This is a genomic window from Streptomyces sp. NPDC034084, from assembly GCF_055575535.1.
In genome coordinates this window covers 224,500-243,115 of the sequence record NZ_JBVISK010000007.1, presented here as the reverse complement: position 1 = coordinate 243,115, position 18,616 = coordinate 224,500, and the positions used below count along the sequence as shown (strand labels likewise).

Below are 18,616 nucleotides of genomic sequence, written 5' to 3'. Positions count from 1 at the left end.
GACTCGGGGTCCGGTCTTCGCGGACGGGCCACGGGGTGTGCCCCTGCTCGGGAACCTTCCCGCCTTCGGTAAGGACCCCCTCGGCTTCTTCGAACAGCTCCGGGAGCGCGGGGACTTCGTGCGCTGGCGCTTCGGCCGCGGGCCCGCCCTCTTCATCGCCCACCCCGACACCATCGGTGAACTCCTCACCGAGGTCGAGCGGACCTTCGACCAGCCCGACCTGGGCATCGCCTTCCGTACGCTCCTCGGCAACGGCGTCGTCGTCGCCAAGGGCGCGGACTGGCGGCGCAAGCGGTCCCTCGTCCAGCCCTCCGTCCGCCCCAAGCAGGTCCGGTCCTACGCGGCGACGATGGCCGAGTGCGCCGTCGGCCTCGCCGACCGGTGGACCGACGGGCAGCTGGTCGACATCAAGAAGGAGATGGCCGCCCTCACCCAACTCATCGCGGTCCGGACCATTTTCGGCGTCGACACCGCGGCCGACGCCGCGTCGATCGGCCGCGCGATGGACGTCGCGCAGAAGGAGATCGGCGCCGAGTTCAGCGGCATCGGCGCTCTGCTGCCCGACTGGGTACCCACCCCCGGGCGCGCCAGGATCAGACGTGCCACCGCGGTCATCGACGCCGAGGTCTCGCGAGTGGTCTCCCGCCACCGGGAGGGCGACACCGACCGGCCCGACCTCCTCAGCCGACTTCTCGCCGCCCGCGACGAGTCCGGGGCCAGCCTCTCCGACCAGGAGATCCGCGACGAGACCGTCACCCTCTACATCGGCGGCCACGAGACGACCAGCTCCACCCTCGTCTGGGTCTGGTACCTGCTCTCGGGGAACCCGCGGGTGCGTGACGCGCTCACCGAGGAGCTCGACCGCGTCCTCGGCGACCACGAGCCCGGGTACGACGACTACGCCTCCCTCACCTACACCCAGGCCGTCATCAAGGAGACCCTCCGCCTCTACCCGACCATCTGGCTCCTCACGGGCATCGCCAAGGAGGGCGCCACCCTCGGCGGCACCCCCGTCCCGGCCGGGACCCGCGTCTGGTCCAGCCAGTGGGCCACCCACCGCGACCCCCGCTGGTACGGGGATCCCGAGGCGTTCCGACCCGAGCGCTGGCTCATCGGCGAGGATGGCCAACCGGCCGAGCGGATACCGGAGTACGCCTGGTACCCCTTCGGCGGAGGGCCCCGGGTCTGCCTGGGCACCCGATTCGCCCTCGTCGAAGCGGTCCTCGTCCTCGCGGTCCTCGCGCGCCGGTACCAGCTGGACCTCACGACCGAGGAGATACGCCCGGTCCCGAGCCTCACCCTCCAGCCGGACCGCGAGATCCTCGCCACGGTCCGCACCCGGATCTGAGCCCCGGCCGCTCGCCCGGGACGGCTGGCGTCACGGGCGGCGACGACCCCGAGAAATCGGTGAACGAAGGGCCTGTCCGGCGATGTAAGCCCCCGGCGGACCGTGGGGGCCGGCGGGTATGCGAAGGGGCCCGGGGCTTTCGGCCCGGGCCCCTTCGCTCACTTCTCCTGCTCGCGCTCCACCTGGTCGTTCCATTCGCGCTTGATCGCGCGCCACGCCTCGTCCGACTTTCCCAGGCGCCAGTAGCCCGAGATCGACAGCCGCTCGCGCGCCACGCCCCGGTCGTGCCGCAGGTGCCGGCGCAGCTCCTTCACGAAGCCCGCCTCGCCGTGGACGAAGGCGTGCACGTCGCCCGCCGGGAAGTCCAGGGCCGTGACCGCCTCGACCAGCGCCTCGCCCGCCGGGCGGTCGCCCCGGTGCAGCCAGGTGACCTGAATGCCCGTGTCCGTGGCCAGCTTCTGCTCCTCGGCCGCGTTCGCGACCTCGATCAGAGCGTGTGCCCGCGCGCCCGCCGGAAGCTGCTCCAGGGCCACCGCGATCGCCGGCAGGGCGCTCTCGTCGCCCGCGAGCAGGTGCCAGTCCGCCGCCGGGTCCGGCGCGTAGCCGCCGCCGGGGCCGAGGAAGCGCACCGTCTCGCCCGCCTGGGCGCGCGCGGCCCAGGGGCCGGCGAGGCCCTCGTCGCCGTGGACCACGAAGTCGATGGTCAGCTCACGGTGGACCGGGTCCCAGGCCCGCACCGTGTACGTCCGGGTCGTCGGCCACTGATCGCGGGGGAACTCCGCCCGGATCCGCTCCATGTCGAAGGGCTCCGGGTAGGAGACGCCCTCCGGGGCGAAGAGCAGCTTCACGTAGTGGTCGGTGTAGGTGTCCGCCGCGAAGCCGTCCAGTCCGGGGCCGCCCAGCACCACCCGCACCATGTGCGGAGTGATCCGCTCGGTGTGCACCACACGCGCTTCGGTGGCCTTCGGTGCCTTGCGGGCCGGCTGCTCTGCCACGAGGGGCTCTCCTGACTCTGCGTACTTAGGTATGCCTAAGCTACCATTACGCGGCGGAAGAGGCCCGGTGTGGCCCGAACAGCCTTCCGTCAGCGCCCCAGGACCGGCAGCAGCCGCCCCACCGCTCCGCCCAGACCCCAGCGCTTCACCAGGGCCTCCAGGGCGGCCGGGTCGCGGGGAGCGGCCGGCAGGGCAGCGTCGAACTCCGGGAGCGGTACGTCGGAGGCGACCCTCACCACCGCCGGCGCCACGTCCAGGTAGGCGGCCGCCTCCACGATCCCGCGCCGCTTCGCCGGCGTCAGCCGTGACGTCCGGTCCTCGGCCGCCGCCCGGACGCCCGCCAGGTCCCCGTACTCCGTGATCAGCTGCGCCGCCGTCTTCTCGCCGATGCCCTTCACGCCGGGCAGGCCGTCACTCGCGTCCCCGCGCAGCGCCGCGAAGTCCGCGTACTGGTCGGGCCGCACCCCGTACTTCGTACGGATCAGCTCCGCGTCGACCAGATCGCAGTCGCCGACCCCCTTGCGCGGGTACAGCACGCGGACACCCCGGGCGTCGTCCACCAGCTGGAACAGGTCGCGGTCGCCGGTGACGATGTCGACCGGCCCCTCGGCGCGGCCCGCGAGCGTCCCGATCACGTCGTCCGCCTCGTACCCCGCCGCCCCGACCCGCGCGATGCCGAGCGCCGCGAGGACCTCCTCGATCACCGGCACCTGCGGGGACAGCGTGTCCGGGATCTCCTCCACGTCCGGCCCCGTCGCCGTCTCCACGGCCACCCGGTGCGCCTTGTACGAGGGGATCAGGTCCACCCGCCACTGCGGCCGCCAGTCCTCGTCCCAGCAGGCGACCACGTCGTCGGGGTGGTGGTCCTGGACGAGCCGGGTGATGAAGTCGAGCAGCCCGCGCACGGCGTTCACCGGGGTGCCGTCCGGCGCACGGACGGAGTCCGGCACGCCGAAGTACGCGCGGAAGTAGAGGCTGGCGGTGTCGAGGAGCATCAGGCGTCGCGTCACACCCCGATCATGCCGCACCCCGCCGACAGTCCCCTCCGAGCGACAGGCCGCCGCTGTCCCGCACCCCTCCGCAGGGCTCGGGGGGGGTCCGCGTGACCCCCGTCACCTTTGCGTTTGCATCCAGTGAAGCCGGGCATGTGCGAGCCCGGAGCGGAACCCGGTACGGGATTCAACGAAAAGGATCGCCGTACGCGACGGGTCGCGGGCCGATCCCGCCCCGCTCCACGGCCCAGCCGCGCGGGGGTGGTGGGGCCGTTCTTCATCGCTACCCGTGAGGTGTATGTGTCCAGGCTCCAGGCCGACCACCTGTACAAGGTGTTCGGCAGACGACCCGACGAAGCCGTCCGCAGGCTCGCCGACGGCGCCGACCGCGAGGAGCTGCGCGCCGAAGGAACGACGGCGGCCGTCGTCGACGCCGGTTTCACCGTCGAACCCGGTCAGATCTTCGTCGTGATGGGCCTGTCCGGCTCCGGGAAGTCCACCCTCCTCCGCATGCTGAACGGCCTGCTCGAACCCACCGCCGGCCGGGTCCTCTTCGACGGCCAGGACCTCACCGCGCTCTCCCCCCGCGAGCTGCGCGCGGTCCGCTCCCGCAAGATCAGCATGGTCTTCCAGCACTTCGCGCTCTTCCCGCACCGAAACGTCCTGGAGAACGCCGCCTATGGCCTGGAGGTCCAGGGCGTGCCCCGCGCCGAGCGCGAGACCCGGGCCGCCGAGGCCCTCGAACTGTGCGGCCTCGCCGGCTGGGAGAAGTCCTGGCCCGACGAGCTCTCCGGCGGCATGCAGCAGCGCGTCGGCCTCGCCCGCGCCCTCGCCACCGACGCCGACCTGCTCCTGATGGACGAGTCCTTCAGCGCGCTCGACCCGCTGATCCGCCGCGACATGCAGGACCAGCTCCTCGTGCTCCAGCAGCGGCTGAAGAAGACCATCGTCTTCATCACCCACGACCTCAACGAGGCCATGCGCCTCGGCGACCGCATCGCCGTCATGCGCGACGGCAGGATCGTCCAGCTCGGCACGGCCGAGGACATCCTCGTCCGCCCCGCCGACGACTACGTCGCCTCCTTCATCCAGGACGTCGACCGCTCCCGGGTGCTCACCGCCTCCGCCGTCATGACCGACGCCGTCGCCCCGGCCGACTGCCCGGCCGACTGCGCCTGCCGGTCCGTCGGCCCCGACACGCTCGTCGCCGACCTGTGCGCCGTCGCCGCCCTGGCCCCGCATCCGGTGACCGTCGAGGACACCGACGGCTCCGTCCTCGGAGTCGTACCGACCGAACGTCTCCTCGCCGTCATGGGAGGGATCGGGGCGACGAATGTCCCGTTCCCCAAGGCCCAGGAGGTGACCGCCGGTGCCTAGGCTTCCCCTCGGCCAGTGGGTCGACAGCTCCGTCGACTGGCTCCAGGCCCAGCTCTCCTGGCTCTTCGACGCCGTCAGCAGCGGCGTCACCGGCCTCTACGACGGCATCGACGCCGTCCTGTCCGCACCCCAGCCGCTGATCTTCGCCGGCATCCTCGCCGTGGTCGCCTGGTGGCTGCGCGGCCTCTCCGCGGGTGTGCTGGCCTTCGCGGGCTTCGCGCTCGTCGACTCGGTGCAGCTGTGGGACGAGGCCATGGCGACGCTCTCCCTCGTACTCGTCGCCACCCTCGTCACCCTGGTGATCGCCGTCCCGCTCGGCATCTGGGCGGCCCGCTCGAAGACCGTCAGCGCCGTCCTGCGGCCCGTCCTCGACTTCATGCAGACCATGCCGGCGATGGTCTACCTCATCCCCGGCATCATCTTCTTCGGCGTCGGCGTGGTCCCCGGCATCATCGCCACCATCGTCTTCGCGCTGCCCCCGGGCGTGCGCATGACCGAGCTCGGCATCCGCCAGGTCGACGGCGAACTCGTCGAGGCCGCCGAGGCGTTCGGCACCACCCCGCGCAACACCCTGCTGCGCGTGCAGCTGCCGCTGGCCCTGCCGACGATCATGGCCGGTGTCAACCAGGTCATCATGCTCGGCCTCTCCATGGTCGTCATCGCCGGCATGGTCGGCGGCGGCGGGCTCGGCGGCGCCGTCTACCGCGCCATCGGCAACGTCGACATCGGCCTCGGCTTCGAGGCCGGCGTCTCCATCGTCGTCCTCGCCATGTACCTGGACCGGATGACCGGCGCGCTCGGCCGCCAGGTCTCCCCGCTGGGCCGCCGCGCCGCCGCGAAGGCCCGCGCCGCGCTCGGCGCGAAGCGCCCCGGGGCGAAGATCTGGGCCCACCGCCCGCAGCCCGTCGCCGCCCTCGTCGGCGTCGTCGTCCTCGCGCTCCTCGCCGGCGGCATGGGCTTCCTCGGCGGAAACGGCGGCTCGACCTCCACCACCGCCTCGGGCACCGGCGGCGGCCACGGCAAGAAGGTCAGCATCGGCTACATCCCCTGGGACGAGGGCATCGCCTCCACGTACCTGTGGAAGGAGCTCCTGGAGCGCCGCGGCTACGAGGTCGAGACCAAGCAGCTGGAGGCCGGCGCGCTCTACACCGGCCTGGCCGGCGGCCAGCTCGACTTCCAGACCGACGCCTGGCTCCCCGTCACCCACGCCCAGTACTGGGAGAAGTACAGGAACAAGCTGGAGGACCTCGGCTCCTGGTACGGCCCCACCTCCCTGGAGCTCTCCGTCCCCTCGTACGTCAAGGGCGTCGACTCGCTCGCGGACCTCAAGGGGAAGGCCGGACAGTTCAAGGGCCGGATCGTCGGCATCGAGCCCAGCGCCGGAATGATGGGGATCCTCAAGGACAAGGTCCTCAAGGACTACGGCCTGGACGGCGAGTACAAGGTCGTCGACGGCTCCACGCCCGGCATGCTCGCCGAGCTCAAGCGCGCGTACGAGCGCAAGGAACCCGTCGTCGTCACCCTCTGGTCCCCGCACTGGGCCTACGCCGCCCACGACCTGAAGAAGCTCGACGACCCCAAGGGCTCCTGGGGCAAGGGCGACGGCGTCCACACCCTGGCCCGCAAGGGCTTCGCCGCCGAGAACCCCGAGGTCGGCGCCTGGCTGAAGAACTTCTCGCTGACCGAGAAGCAGCTCACCGACCTCGAAGCCGTCATCCAGGAGACCGGCAAGGGCAAGGAGCAGCAGGCCGTCCGCACCTGGCTCGACCGGAACCCCGGCCTCGCGGAGAAGCTCGCCCCGCAGTAGCGGACCCGCTCTGCACCGGCCTGCGTTCTTCACTGGCCGAAAAGGGGTGGTCGCCGAACGTGTTCGGCGACCACCCCTTTTCGGCACGACGCGAAACCCCGCCCCAAAGCTGCGTAAGGTTCAGGTAACCGACCGGTACGAGCAGAGGGAGGGAGTCGACATGGACGAGAAGGAAGCACCCCGCGTGGGGGCGGCCGTCAAGAGGCGCCGAAGAGCGCTCCAGCTGACCCTGGCCGTCGTCTCCTCCCGCAGCGGCCTCTCCGTGCCCTTCCTCAGCCAGGTCGAGAACGACCGCGCCCGCCCCAGCCGCCGTTCGCTCGATCTCGTCGCCGGGGCCCTGGAGACCACGGCCGGCGAGCTCCTCGCCGCCGCCGAGGCCTCCCGCACCGTCGACGTCGTACGGGCGGGGGAGCACTCCCCGGCCCTGCCGCCGGGCGTCCGGGCGCTGGTCCGCGGCCGCCACCAGCTGCACGCCCTGGAGTTCACCGGCGAGCAGGACGCGGGGCGCGAGTTCCAGCACCGCAACGACGAACTGCTCTACGTGGCCGACGGCGCCGCCGAGGTCGAGGCCGAGGGCCGGGCCTACCGTCTCGGCCGCGGCGACACGCTCTACCTCTCCGGCGGTGTACGGCACCGCTGGCGCGCCACCGAGCCCGGCACCCGGCTCCTCGTCGTCGCCGTCGGCGACCACGTCGAGGCCGAGGAGCAATGAGGGCCGCGGCTCGACGAGAGTCGTCGGAGGCCGCGGTTCGATGAGAGTCGTCGGAGGCCGCGGTTCGATGAGAGCCGTCTCCCTCGTGCCGTCCCTGACCGAGGCCGTCGCCGTCACCGCGCCCGGCGTGCTCGTCGGCGCCACCGACTGGTGCAGCCACCCCGCCGGACTCGACGTCGTCCGCGTCGGCGGCACCAAGAACCCCGACGTCGCGGCCGTCGCCGCGCTCCGGCCCGACCTGGTCCTCGCCAACGAGGAGGAGAACCGCGCGCCCGACATCGCCGTCCTGCGGGCGGCCGGGCTCGACGTCCTCGTCACCGAGATCCGCACGCTCGACCAGGGGCTACGGGAACTGGAGCGGGTCCTCGCCGCCTGCGGCGTGCCCCGGCGGCCCCGCTGGCTGGAGGAGGCCGAGACCGCGTGGGAGGCGGTCGAGCCGGTCGAGCCGCGCACCGCCGTCGTGCCGATCTGGCGGCGGCCCTGGATGGTCCTCGGCTCCGACACCTTCGCCGGCGACCTGCTCGCCCGCCTCGGCGTCCGGAACCTCTACGCCGGCCACCCCGAGCGCTACCCGCGCCTCCCGCTCGACGAGCTCCGTGCCGCCGGCCCCGACCTCGTCGTCCTGCCCGACGAGCCCTACCGCTTCACGCGGGACGACGGCCCCGAGGCCTTCCCCGGGACCGCCGCCGCGCTCGTCGACGGGCGCATGCTCACCTGGTACGGGCCGTCACTGGCCGAAGCCCCGCGGGCGCTGAGCCGGGCCCTGCGGGCAGCGCGCCGCTGAACAGCCCGCGCAGGGTGTGAAAACCGGCCACCAGCCAGGCCGCCACGAGGAACACGTACAGGCCGATGGCGAGCCACCGGAACGCGGCCAGACCGGTGTGCCGGGCGAGGCCCTCGGCGCCGGTCACACAGGTGCCCACGGGGAACGTGAACGCCCAGAAGGTCATCGCGAAGCCCATGCCCCGCCGCCGCGCCCGCAGCACCATCGCCCCCGCGAGCGCCAGCCACAGCAGCGCGAAACCCGTCACGGGGACCCCGTAGAGGACGGCGAAGGCGGCGAAGCCGTGGGCGTACGGGGCGGGCAGCACGCCCGCGGCCGAGTCGGCGAACTTGTTCGCGGCGGTCGTCGACTGACCCAGCGGGCCGAGGACCAGGAACAGGGTGGGGGTCAGCGCGAGCGGCAGCGGACCGCCGGTGACCAGCCGTCCGAAGACCAGCGGCAGCATGACCAGGGTGGCGAGGAGACTGACGCCGAACAGCGCGTGGCAGCCGATCAGCAGGGTCTGCTGCGTCTGCCCGGCGGGCAGGTACGGCAGGAGCAGCGGGCCGAGCGCGGCGGAGACCATGGGGGCGACGACCGGCAGCAGCCAGACGGGCGACGCGCTCTCGATCCGGTGGTGCACGACCATGAGGTACGGGACGGCCACGGCGGCCACCAGACCGGTCACCGTGCCGGCGGTGAAGAGGACGGTGTCGAGGGCGACGGCGGCGGGCAGCCCGATCCAGTCCCGGCCCACGATCACCGCCCCGCCGCCGACCGCGAGCAGCGCCATCGACAGACAGCCGTAGAACGGCGCCATCGCCGGGTCCATCAGGTGGGCGCGGGCCTGGTCCCGGTGGCGGGCCCAGTGCGCGGCGCGGGCGGCGACCAGGGCGAGCAGCATCGCGAGCGACAGGGCCCAGACGGCGGCGCAGGCCGTACGGAGGCCGGGGAGGTCCACCGGGAGCGCGGCGCCCGCGTTGGCGACGATGGCCGTGCCCATCACGGAGGCGTACCAGTTGGGTCCGAGGTGACGGACGGAACGGGTCGCCCGGGCGCCGGGGGTGGTGGCGCGAAGGGCGGGGAGGGAAGGTGCGAGGCTTGCCATGTCCCGATCGTTTCGCGCCGGAACCGGCCCCACCAGGGACGTTGCGACTATGAGGCCATAAGCTGCCTTTATGAGCAGTGAGCAGGGCAGGACGCCGACCCCCGTCTCCCACCGGGGCCTCACCCACCGGGTCCCCGACCTCGGCGCGCTCGAACTGCTCCTCGCCGTCGCCCGGCACGGCAGCCTCGGCGCGGCGGCCCGTGAGGTCGGGATCACCCAGCCCGCCGCCAGCAGCAGGATCCGCTCGATGGAACGGCAGCTCGGCGTGGCCCTCCTCGACCGCTCGCCGCGCGGCTCCCGGCTCACCGACGCGGGCGCCCTCGTCACCGACTGGGCGCGGCGGATCGTGGAGGCCGCGGAGGCCTTCGACGCGGGTGCGCAGGCGCTGCGGGGGCGGCGGGACTCGCGGCTGCGGGTGGCCGCGTCCATGACGATCGCCGAGTATCTGCTGCCGGGCTGGCTGATCGCGCTGCGCGCCGAGCGGCCCGACACCGCCGTGTCGCTGCAGGCCGGGAACTCGGCGGCCGTCGCGGAACGCCTCTTCTCGGGCGAGGCGGACGTCGGCTTCGTGGAGGGGCTCGCCGTGCCGGACGGCCTCGACGGGGTCGTCGTCGCGCACGACCGGCTCGCGCTCGTCGCCGCGCCCTCGCACCCGTGGGCCCGGCGCCGCAGCCCGCTCGACCCGGCCGAACTGGCCGCGACCCCGCTGGTCCTGCGGGAACGCGGCTCGGGGACCCGGCAGGTCCTGGACGCGGCGCTCTCCGCCCACGGCGGGCTCGCGCAGCCGCTGCTCGAACTCGCCTCCACGACCGCGGTGAAGGCGGCGGCGGTGAGCGGCGCGGGGCCGGCTGTCCTGAGCGAGCTGGCGATCACGGAGGAGCTGGCGTCGCGACGTCTCGTGGCGATCCCGGTGGAGGGGGTCCTGCTCCGCCGCGACCTCCGCGCGGTCTGGCCCACGGGCCACCGTCCCACGGGCCCGGCGCGGGATCTGCTGTCGCTGACGCGGGGCTGACCTCGAGGCGGTGTCCCGCGCCCCCTCCACGGACCGACGGGCCCGTCAGAGATCCGTCGCGCGGAACGTCACCCGGCCCGCCACCGTCGTCAGGCGGACCGGGACGTCCGGGAGTTCCGTCGACGGGGTCGTCAGGGGGTCCGCCGCCAGGGCCGTCAGATCGGCGCGGCAGCCGACGGCCAGACGGCCCGCCTCGTGCTCCTCGCCCGCCGCGTACGCCGGCGCCGTCGTCATGCCGCGCAGCGCTTCCAGCGGCGTGAGCGCCTGTTCCGGCCCGTGCGGCGCCTGGCCGAGGTCACGGCTCGGGCGCCGGTGCCGGGCCCCGGCCATCACGCCCAGCGGCGGGAACGGCGCGATCGGCCAGTCCGAGCCGAGGACCACGGTCGCACCCGAGTCCGACAGGTCGCGGCAGCGCCACGCGCGCGCGGCGCGCTCCTCGCCGAGACGCCGCGACCAGTTGTCGGTGTGGTCGGCGCGCGTGTAGTCGCAGCAGTGCGTGGGCTGCATCGACGCCAGGACGCCCAGTTCCGCGAAGCGGCGCAGCGTGTCGTCCGGCACCGTCTCGATGTGCTCGACCCGGTGCCGTACCCGAGCGCCTCCGCCCGTCCGCGCTTTCTCCACGGAGTCCAGGACGTGCCGTACGGCCGCGTCGCCGATGGCGTGCGTCGCGGTGGCCACGCCCGCCCGGTGCAGCTCCCCGAGGATCCGGGTGTAGGCCTCGGGGTCCGGCCAGAACGCGTGCGTGGACTCGCCGTGGCAGTCCGGCCGTTCCAGCCACGCCGTGCCGTTGTCGATCGTCCCGTCCATGAAGAGCTTCACGCCGGCGACCCGCCACAGCTCCCCGCCCGTGCCCTGCTGCTCGATCAGCGCGCGCACGCCGTCGGCGTCGGTGCCCGGCTGGCACCAGGGCGCGACCCGGAGCCGCAGGGGCAGCTCGCCGGCCGCGTCGAGCTCCCCGTACAGGGCGAGGCTGTCGCCGTTGGCGTCCATGGCGTGGCCGCCGGTGAGGCCCGCTGCCGCCATGGACCGCAGCGCCGCCGCGAGCCGCCGCCGGCTCTCCTCGCGCGTCGGCCGGGGGGCGACCCGCTCGACCAGCTCGCAGGCGGCGTCCTCCTGGAGCAGCCCGGTCGGGCGGCCGTCGGCGTCGCAGACGACCTCGGCGGAGGCCTGGTCGAAGGTGCGGGGGCCGTCGACCCCGGCGAGTTCCAGGGCCCGGCGGCTGGCCAGCGCCGAGTGGGCGTCGAAGAGCAGGAGGAAGGCAGGGATCCCCTCGAGCACGGTGTCGAAGGGGGCCGTGGCGACGGGACGGCCGCCGAAGACGTTCGGGTCCAGGCCCCAGCCGAAGAGCCACGGGCCGCGGTCGAGGCTCCGCACCTCGCGCGCCAGCGCCTCCCGTACGTCGTCGAGATCGGCGCAGTGCGACAGGTCCAGGCCGTGGGTGAGTTCGGCGCCGGTGACGGGGTGCAGGTGGCCGTCGACGAAGCCGGGGGTGACGACGGCCCCCTTGAGGTCGAGGACGGTCGTCGACGGCCCGGCAAGTGCCCGGATCTCGCGGTCGTCGCCCAGGGCGGAGATCCGGCCGTCGCCGGAGACGGCGAGCGCGGTCTCCGGCAGGAACGCCCCCGTGCCGGGGTCGAGCAGACGGGCGGCGTGCAGGACGAGTCGGGTGCGCACGGTGTCTCCAGGAAGAGTGCGAGAGGCGGTCGGGGTGGGGGGCGGAGGGTGGGGGTGAGGCCGGTGGGCAGGTGGCGGGTCGGTCGGGGCGTCCCGGCGTCGACCGCGGGCACCGGTCGCCGGCGGGATCCTCGGACGTGCGGCGCCGGGCGCGGCGCGGTGATCTCCGCCCGTCAGCGCGGCTCGGCCGGTTGCCCCGGTAGCGGTACGCCGGTCAAGGCGCCGTACGGCAGGCCGAGTTCCCGTTCCGCCGTCGTCACCGCCATCCGTGTGACCACCTCCGGGCGGTCGCTCCGGTCGGTGTTGGCGTGGGCGCCGAGGCCGTCGAGGACCACCAGGATCTGGATGGCCGCCGCGCGTGGGTCGTCCGTGCGGAACTCGCCGCGCTCGACCCCCTCGCGGATGAGTCCTTCGAGGCGGTCGTCGGAGGCGAGCTCCTGCTCGGCGACCCGGTCGCGGAGCACGGGCCGGTAGCGGCTGAGGTGCCGGGCGTTGATCCACAGGCGGCTGATGTCGTCGTACGCCTCTCCGGCCGAGAGGGCGAAGTAGCGCGCGAGGTACTGCGTCGGGGTTCCGTCGGGGCGGTCGGCGGGCAGCAGGGCGTCGAGCTCGCCGGTGGAGGCGACGCTGAACGCCTCGGCCACGAGGTCCTCCGCCGAGGGGAAGTAGTGGCTGATCAGACCGGGTCGCACGGCGAGCTCGTCGGCGATGCGCCGGAGCGTGACGCACTCCAGGCCCTCGGTCAGGGCGACGCGGGCCGCGGTCTCCACGATCTCCGTCCTACGGGCCTCGGGAGTCTTCCGAATTCTCTTGCGCTGGACGCTTGACGGCATACCGGCGATGCTATTGAGTGTGCGACCAATAAGCAACCAGGTGGGCACACACGCATCCGGAGGGCCGTATGGCTTCCACGCTCCCCGACCCCGGCGCCGCCCGCGCCGAGGTCGCTCCGCCGGCCGACCGGCCCGGCCGCATCGAGGCCCACGGCATCGATCACATCCCCGAAAGCGAGCGACACGGACACCCGCGTGAGCTCTTCTCCGTGTGGGCCGCGGCGAACGTCAACTACCTCAGCCTGGTCATCGGCGGCGCCCTCGTCCTGATGGGCCTGAGCCCCTGGCAGGCCGTCGGCGTGATCGTCGTGGGCAATCTCTTCTGGGTGCTGACCGGGCTCCTGGCCACCTCCGGACCGGCCGCGGGCGCGCCGAGCGAGGTGATCACCCGCGCCCTGTACGGCGTGATCGGCAATCGGGTGAACAACGCGATCGGCGGCTGGCTCGTCTCCGTCTGCTACTTCGCGCTCAACCTCGCGGCCGCCGCCACCGCCGCCTTCGCGCTCGTCGAGAAGGCCGGCATCACCGCGAACGTCCCCGTCGAGGTGGCGGTGACCGTCGTCATCGCCGCGCTCACCCTCGCGATCAGCGTCTACGGCCACGCCCTGATCATCAGCCTGTACCTGCCCATCACCCTGGCCCTGGCGGGTGCCTTCACCGTCGTCGCCCTCGCGGTCTTCCGTCACGCCGACTTCTCGTACACGCCCGTCGATCCGCCGGCCGGCGCCGACCTCTGGGCGGTGCTCGTCGCGGGCGTCACGATGATCGCCTCGGGCCCGCTCTCGTACACGACGAGCGCCGACTTCTCGCGTTACCTGCCCCGTACGTCCTCGCCGAAGGCGATCGCCGGATGGACCGCCCTCGGCGCCTTCGTCCCCAGCGTCCTGGTCAGTTCGCTGGGTGCGTTCGCCGCCACGGCCGTCGACATGACCGACCCCCAGAACGCGCTGCAGGAGATCCTGCCGCGCTGGTTCGTGCCCGTCTTCCTGCTCGCCCTGGTCCTCGGCACGATCTCCATCAACGCCCTGACCGCGTACAGCGCCGGACTCGCCCTCCAGGCCGTGGGCCTGCGCGTCCGGCGGACCGTCAGCGTCCTCTTCGACGGTGCCGTCGCGGTCGCGCTCACCCTGTACGGTCTGCTGGTGTCCAACTTCCTGGACACCGTCAGCAACGCCCTCCAGGTGATCGTCGTCCTGATCGGCCCCCTCATGGCCGTGTACGCCACCGACATCGTGCTGCGGCGCAACCGCTACGACGGCCATGCGCTCTCGGACGAGACCCCCGGCAGCCCCTTCTGGTTCACCGGCGGCGTCAACCGGGCGGGCGCCTTCTCCCTGGTGGCGGGCGTGGCCTCGGCCGCCCTCTGCGTCAACACCCTCTACACCGGGCCGGTCGCCACGGCGCTCGGCGGCGTCGACCTCTCCCTGCCGGTCGGCATGACCGTCGCCTCCGGCCTGTACGTGCTCCTCGGCCGCCGCGCGGTCGCGGCGACGAGCGACTGAGCCGCGGGGCGGCGACCGGCGGGCGACTCGCGCGTCACCGCCCCGCCGCCTCCACCAGCCCCCGCATCACCCGCAGGTCCTCGCCCATCTCCGGATGCCACTGCACCCCGAGCGCCCAGGCCGGCGCCGCCAGTTCCACCGCCTCCACCGTGCCGTCCTCCGCGTGGGCCGAGGCCGCGAGCCCCGCGCCCAGGCGGTCCACGGCCTGGTGGTGGTAGGTCGGCACCTCGGTCAGCTCGGGCACCAGCGAGGCGTACAGCGTGCCCGGCACCGGCTTCACCGCGTGCCGGCCGATCACCCCGACCGCCTCCACGTGCCCGTCCAGGTGCTGGACCAGCGTGCCGCCGAGCGCCACGTTCAGGAGCTGCATGCCCCGGCAGATGCCGAGCAGCGGGGTGCCGGAGGCCAGCGCCGCGTCGATCAGGGCCAGTTCCCAGGTGTCCCGGGCGCGGGCCGGCGGGCCGGTACGGGGCTCGGGCTCGGCCCCGTACCGTACGGGCTCGACATCCGCCCCGCCCGCGACGACCAGGCCGTCGAGCCGGGCCACGACCGCCGCCGCGTCCTCGGGCCCGCCCGGCGGGAGCATCACCGCGAGCCCGCCGCTCTCCCGTACGAGACGCGGGTACCGAGCGGGCAGCAGAGCGGCGGTCATGTCCCACACGCCCCAGCGCGCCCGGTCCAGGTAGGTGGTCACGCCGATGAGCGGCTTGGTCACGGAAGGTCCTCCAGGAAGGGAAGGGACATCAGTCGCGTTCGAGTTCGGCCTCGGCCGCGGCGAGCGCCGCGAACTCCTCCTCGGGTGCCCTGGCCACCAGACGGTGCCGACTGTAGAACGCGAAGTAGGCGAGGGCGATCACGTACACCCCGAGCGCCATGAACGCCGCCGTCCGGTCCACCAGGAAGGTCGCGACCAGCGCCGAGAGGGCCAGGACGAAGGCCACCGAGGAGGTCACCATCCCGCCGGGCGTGCGGTACGGCCGGTGCAGCCCCGGCTCGCGACGGCGCAGCACGATGTGGGAGAGCGCCATCAGGGCGTACGAGATGGTGGCGCCGAAGACCGCGATGTTCAGCATCCGCGCGCCGTTCCCGGTCCCGGCGGCGAGCGCGAAGCCGAGGGCGCCCGGGATGAGCAGGCCCAGGTACGGCGACTTGCGGCGGCTGGTCAGGGAGAGGAACCGGGGCAGGTAGCCCGCCCGGGAGAGGGCGAACAGCTGGCGCGAACCGGCGTAGATGAGGGAGAAGAAGGAGGCGACCAGGCCCGCGAGGCCCGCGTAGTTCACGAAGCGGCTGAGCGCCGTCGGCGCCCCGTCGCCCTGGAGCGCCACGACCAGCGGATTGCCGGCCTCCTGGACGGCGGCCGAACCGCGCGCGCCGGTGGCCGCGAAGAAGGTCATGACGGCGAGGAGCACCAGGATGCCCATGGAGATCGCGAGCGCCCTGGGCATCGACCGCACCGGGTCCTTCGCCTCCTCGGCGGCGAGCGGCACACCTTCGACGCCGAGGAAGAACCACATCCCGAAGGGGAACGCGGCCCAGATGCCGAGGAGCCCGAACGGCAGCCAGGAGTTCGACCCGAGGGCCTCGCCGTCGACCGGGATGTCGTTCAGGCCGTCCACGTGGAAGTCGGTGAGCGCGCCGAGCGCGAAGACGACCAGGGCCGCGACCGCGATCGCCGTCACGATCAGGCTGAAGCGCAGCGCCTCGCCCACGCCCCACAGGTGGATGCCGATGAAGAGCGCGAAGCAGACCAGATAGACCGGCCAGCCGGACTCCAGACCGAAGAGGCCGAGGGACTCGACGTAGTCGCCGATGAAGATGGAGATCGCGGCGGGGGCGAGGATGTACTCGATGAGGATCGCGGTGCCGGTGAGGAAGCCGCCCCAGGTGCCGAGCGCCCGGCGGGCGAAGCCGTAGCCGCCGCCCGCGGTGGGCAGGATGGCGGAGAGCTCGGCGAGCGCGAAGACCAGACAGGCGTACATCGCGCCCATCAGGACGGTGGCGACGGCGAGGCCGCCGAAGCCGCCCTTCGACAGGCCGATGTTCCAGCCGGAGAAGTCCCCGGACACGACGTACGCCACGCCGAGACCGGTCAGCAGCAGCCAGCCGGCGCTGCCGCGGCGCAGCGCCCGCCGCTCCAGGTAATCGTCCTTCGACGGCGTGGTGTCTTCGAGCGTCATGGCAGCGTCAGCTCCCCGCAACGGGCCCAATGGATTGGATCCATACCTTTGCGGTGGCCGACGGGGGAGCGCAACCCCCGTGCGTTACTTTCGGGTTACGCCGTCCCCGGTGCCGGGCTCACGTCAGGAAGCCCCGCAGCAGCGCCGCCGTACCCGCGCAGTGCTCCCGCATCACCTCGCGCGCCGCGTCCGCGTCCCCGTCGAGGACGGCCTCCACCAGGGCGGTGTGCTGGTGCTGGGAGTGCTCCAGATTGCGCACGAGCAGGGGGATGCAGTCCAGCAGGTCGTTCACCGTCGCGCGGACGGCGGCGTACTGGGCCGTCAGCGTCGGCGAGCCGGAGAGCTCCGCGAGCGTCAGGTGGAGCAGGGTGTCCTGGCGGCGGTAATCGGCCAGCGGGGCGTCATGGGTCGCCGCGACGGCCGTGCGCAGCCGCTCGGCTCCCGCCGCGTCCAGGCCGTGGGCCGCGCACAAACCGGCGGCGCCCACCTCGAGAACCTCACGGAAGCGCAGGGTGTCCTCCATGTCGACCGTGGCGATCCGGCGGCGCAGCTCGTCCTCGTCGGCCGTCTGCACCCGGGGCAGCACGAACGTCCCGCCGTACCGGCCGCGCCGGCTCTCCACGAGCCCCTGTTCCTGGAGGACCTTGAGGACCTCGCGCAGGGTCACCCGGCTGATCCCCATCCGGTCGGCGAGCTCCCGCTCGGCGGGCAGCCGCTCCCCGCCGGGCACCAGACCGAGCCGTACCACCTGGAGGATCTGCTCCAGGGCCTCCTCGAATCCGTTGCCCGCCCGCACCGGCCGCAGCACGGGCGTCAGCCGGTCCGCCGATTCACTCGTACTGGCCACGTTCTCGTTTCCCTTCCTCCAGCACTTCCCAAGCAATGGTCTTCCGCAATACCTTATGGCTCCCGGCAGGCCGAAGGAGGAGCAATCCCGTGGCAGACCGCACACCCCCGCTCACCGTCGAGGAGCTGCGCGCCCTCGTCGCGAGCGGCGACATCGACACCGTCGTCCTGGCCTTCCCCGACATGCAGGGAAGACTCCAGGGCAAGCGGTTCGCCGCACCGTTCTTCCTGGACGAGGTCCTCGGCCACGGCACCGAGGGCTGCAACTACCTTCTCGCCGTCGACACCGAGATGAACACCGTCGAGGGCTACGAGATGTCCTCCTGGGACCGCGGCTACGGCGACTTCGCGATGCACCCCGACCTCACCACCCTCCGCCGCCTTCCCTGGAACGACGCCACCGCCATGGTGACGGCCGACCTCGCCTGGGCCGACGGCACCCCCGTCGTCGCCGCGCCCCGCCAGATCCTCCGCCGCCAGCTGGAGCGCCTCGCGGAGCTCGGCCTCACCGCCCACGTCGGCACCGAGCTCGAGTTCATCGTCTTCAAGGACAGCTACGAGCAGGCCTGGGACGCGAACTACCGCGGCCTCACCCCCGCCAACCAGTACAACATCGACTACTCCGTCCTCGGCACCGGACGCGTCGAACCCCTCCTGCGCCGGATCCGCAACGAGATGACCGGCGCCGGACTCACCGTCGAGTCCGCCAAGGGCGAGTGCAACCCCGGCCAGCACGAGATCGCCTTCAAGTACGACGAGGCCCTCGTCACCTGCGACCAGCACGCCGTCTACAAGACGGGCGCCAAGGAGATCGCCGCCCAGGAGGGCTGCTCGCTCACCTTCATGGCGAAGTACAACGAGCGCGAGGGCAACTCCTGCCACATCCACCTCTCCCTCCAGGACGCCGACGGCCAGAACGTCATGGCCGGGGACGACGAGCACGGCATGTCAGAGACCATGCGGCACTTCCTCGCCGGACAGCTCGCCGCCCTCCGCGACTTCTCCCTCCTCTACGCCCCGAACATCAACTCCTACAAGCGGTTCCAGCCCGGCTCCTTCGCCCCCACCGCCGTCGCCTGGGGCCACGACAACCGCACCTGCTCGCTCCGGGTCGTCGGCCACGGCCGCTCCACCCGCTTCGAGAACCGCCTCCCCGGCGGCGACGTCAACCCGTACCTCGCCGTCGCCGGCCTGGTCGCCGCGGGCCTGTACGGCATCGAGCAGCGCCTCGAACTGCCCCCGCCGTGCACCGGCAACGCCTACACCGCCGACTACGCGCACGTCCCCACCACCCTGCGCGAGGCCGCCGAACTCTGGGAGACCAGCGAGATCGCCAAGGCCGCGTTCGGCGCCGAGGTCGTCGCCCACTACCGCAACATGGCCCGCGTCGAACTCGACGCCTTCGACGCGGCGGTGACCGACTGGGAGCTGCGCCGCTCCTTCGAACGCCTGTGACGAAGACGAAAGAAG

The 18,616-nt window shown here is 73.0% G+C and carries 16 protein-coding genes; 8 read left to right on the top strand and 8 right to left on the bottom strand.

Annotation, left to right across the window (positions count from 1 at the left end; translation table 11 throughout):
- Positions 1-37 precede the first annotated feature (37 nt).
- On the top strand, positions 38-1,348 hold the full coding sequence (locus ACZ51I_RS25945) for a cytochrome P450 (RefSeq protein ID WP_468880173.1): 1,311 nt from the start codon (positions 38-40) through the stop codon (positions 1,346-1,348).
- Between the two features lie 158 nt (positions 1,349-1,506).
- Here ACZ51I_RS25945 and ACZ51I_RS25940 read toward each other — a convergent pair whose 3' ends face one another.
- Both ACZ51I_RS25940 and ACZ51I_RS25935 read right to left on the bottom strand, forming a co-directional pair.
- On the bottom strand, positions 1,507-2,343 hold the full coding sequence (locus tag ACZ51I_RS25940; RefSeq protein WP_468880172.1) for a siderophore-interacting protein: 837 nt from the start codon (positions 2,341-2,343) through the stop codon (positions 1,507-1,509).
- An 89-nt stretch (positions 2,344-2,432) separates the two neighbouring features.
- A complete protein-coding gene (locus tag ACZ51I_RS25935) occupies positions 2,433-3,338 on the bottom strand; it encodes a 5'-3' exonuclease (protein ID WP_468880536.1) in 906 nt (301 codons plus the stop codon).
- Between the two features lie 297 nt (positions 3,339-3,635).
- Between ACZ51I_RS25935 and ACZ51I_RS25930 the strand changes: the two genes are divergently transcribed.
- From ACZ51I_RS25930 to ACZ51I_RS25915, 4 genes are all read left to right on the top strand, one after another.
- Positions 3,636-4,712, top strand: coding sequence for a quaternary amine ABC transporter ATP-binding protein (locus ACZ51I_RS25930; RefSeq protein ID WP_468880169.1), 1,077 nt, complete (start codon positions 3,636-3,638; stop codon positions 4,710-4,712).
- A complete protein-coding gene (locus ACZ51I_RS25925; protein ID WP_468880166.1) occupies positions 4,705-6,519 on the top strand; it encodes an ABC transporter permease/substrate binding protein in 1,815 nt (604 codons plus the stop codon). The genes ACZ51I_RS25930 and ACZ51I_RS25925 overlap by 8 nt, the downstream gene beginning before the upstream one ends.
- Before the next feature lie 160 nt (positions 6,520-6,679).
- Positions 6,680-7,231, top strand: coding sequence for a helix-turn-helix domain-containing protein (locus ACZ51I_RS25920; protein ID WP_468880163.1), 552 nt, complete (start codon positions 6,680-6,682; stop codon positions 7,229-7,231).
- A gap of 67 nt (positions 7,232-7,298) precedes the next feature.
- Positions 7,299-8,015, top strand: a complete 717-nt coding sequence (locus tag ACZ51I_RS25915; protein ID WP_468880160.1) for a helical backbone metal receptor — start codon at positions 7,299-7,301, stop codon at positions 8,013-8,015.
- On the opposite strand, the gene ACZ51I_RS25910 is transcribed toward ACZ51I_RS25915, so the two are convergent.
- A complete protein-coding gene (locus ACZ51I_RS25910) occupies positions 7,942-9,102 on the bottom strand; it encodes a TDT family transporter (protein WP_468880157.1) in 1,161 nt (386 codons plus the stop codon). The genes ACZ51I_RS25915 and ACZ51I_RS25910 overlap by 74 nt on opposite strands.
- A gap of 70 nt (positions 9,103-9,172) precedes the next feature.
- On the opposite strand from ACZ51I_RS25910, the gene ACZ51I_RS25905 reads away from it, so the two are divergent.
- Complete coding sequence (locus ACZ51I_RS25905) at positions 9,173-10,114, top strand: LysR family transcriptional regulator (protein WP_468880155.1); 942 nt, start codon at positions 9,173-9,175, stop codon at positions 10,112-10,114.
- 45 nt (positions 10,115-10,159) lie between these two features.
- On the opposite strand, the gene ACZ51I_RS25900 is transcribed toward ACZ51I_RS25905, so the two are convergent.
- Entirely contained in the window at positions 10,160-11,788 is a 1,629-nt protein-coding gene (locus ACZ51I_RS25900) for an amidohydrolase (RefSeq protein WP_468880152.1), read from the bottom strand.
- 173 nt (positions 11,789-11,961) lie between these two features.
- Complete coding sequence (locus tag ACZ51I_RS25895; protein ID WP_468880151.1) at positions 11,962-12,621, bottom strand: TetR/AcrR family transcriptional regulator; 660 nt, start codon at positions 12,619-12,621, stop codon at positions 11,962-11,964.
- Positions 12,622-12,689: 68 nt separating this feature from the next.
- On the opposite strand from ACZ51I_RS25895, the gene ACZ51I_RS25890 reads away from it, so the two are divergent.
- On the top strand, positions 12,690-14,123 hold the full coding sequence (locus ACZ51I_RS25890) for a purine-cytosine permease family protein (protein ID WP_468880149.1): 1,434 nt from the start codon (positions 12,690-12,692) through the stop codon (positions 14,121-14,123).
- 34 nt (positions 14,124-14,157) lie between these two features.
- On the opposite strand, the gene ACZ51I_RS25885 is transcribed toward ACZ51I_RS25890, so the two are convergent.
- The 3 genes from ACZ51I_RS25885 to ACZ51I_RS25875 form a co-directional block, all read right to left on the bottom strand.
- The gene (locus ACZ51I_RS25885; RefSeq protein WP_468880146.1) at positions 14,158-14,838 is read right to left on the bottom strand and encodes a gamma-glutamyl-gamma-aminobutyrate hydrolase family protein; all 681 of its coding nucleotides are present in this window, start codon (positions 14,836-14,838) and stop codon (positions 14,158-14,160) included.
- A 28-nt stretch (positions 14,839-14,866) separates the two neighbouring features.
- Positions 14,867-16,300: an ethanolamine permease gene (gene eat / locus ACZ51I_RS25880; protein ID WP_468880143.1), complete on the bottom strand. Its 1,434-nt coding sequence runs from the start codon at positions 16,298-16,300 to the stop codon at positions 14,867-14,869.
- A gap of 118 nt (positions 16,301-16,418) precedes the next feature.
- Positions 16,419-17,147 carry a FadR/GntR family transcriptional regulator gene (locus tag ACZ51I_RS25875; RefSeq protein ID WP_116161919.1) on the bottom strand — a complete coding sequence of 243 codons (729 nt, stop codon included), beginning with the start codon at positions 17,145-17,147 and terminating at the stop codon, positions 16,419-16,421.
- 89 nt (positions 17,148-17,236) lie between these two features.
- Here ACZ51I_RS25875 and ACZ51I_RS25870 point away from each other — a divergent pair, with 89 nt between their 5' ends.
- Entirely contained in the window at positions 17,237-18,601 is a 1,365-nt protein-coding gene (locus ACZ51I_RS25870) for a glutamine synthetase family protein (RefSeq protein WP_468880141.1), read from the top strand.
- The last annotated feature ends 15 nt before the right edge of the window (positions 18,602-18,616 follow it).

Coding starts and splice junctions, on each gene's coding strand:
- ACZ51I_RS25935 (WP_468880536.1), bottom strand. CDS start 3,338: ATGCTCCTCGACACCGCCAGCCTCTACTTCCGCGCGTACTTCGGCGTG.
- ACZ51I_RS25920 (WP_468880163.1), top strand. CDS start 6,680: ATGGACGAGAAGGAAGCACCCCGCGTGGGGGCGGCCGTCAAGAGGCGC.
- ACZ51I_RS25915 (WP_468880160.1), top strand. CDS start 7,299: ATGAGAGCCGTCTCCCTCGTGCCGTCCCTGACCGAGGCCGTCGCCGTC.
- ACZ51I_RS25910 (WP_468880157.1), bottom strand. CDS start 9,102: ATGGCAAGCCTCGCACCTTCCCTCCCCGCCCTTCGCGCCACCACCCCC.
- ACZ51I_RS25905 (WP_468880155.1), top strand. CDS start 9,173: ATGAGCAGTGAGCAGGGCAGGACGCCGACCCCCGTCTCCCACCGGGGC.
- ACZ51I_RS25895 (WP_468880151.1), bottom strand. CDS start 12,621: ATGCCGTCAAGCGTCCAGCGCAAGAGAATTCGGAAGACTCCCGAGGCC.
- ACZ51I_RS25890 (WP_468880149.1), top strand. CDS start 12,690: ATGGCTTCCACGCTCCCCGACCCCGGCGCCGCCCGCGCCGAGGTCGCT.
- eat (WP_468880143.1), bottom strand. CDS start 16,300: ATGACGCTCGAAGACACCACGCCGTCGAAGGACGATTACCTGGAGCGG.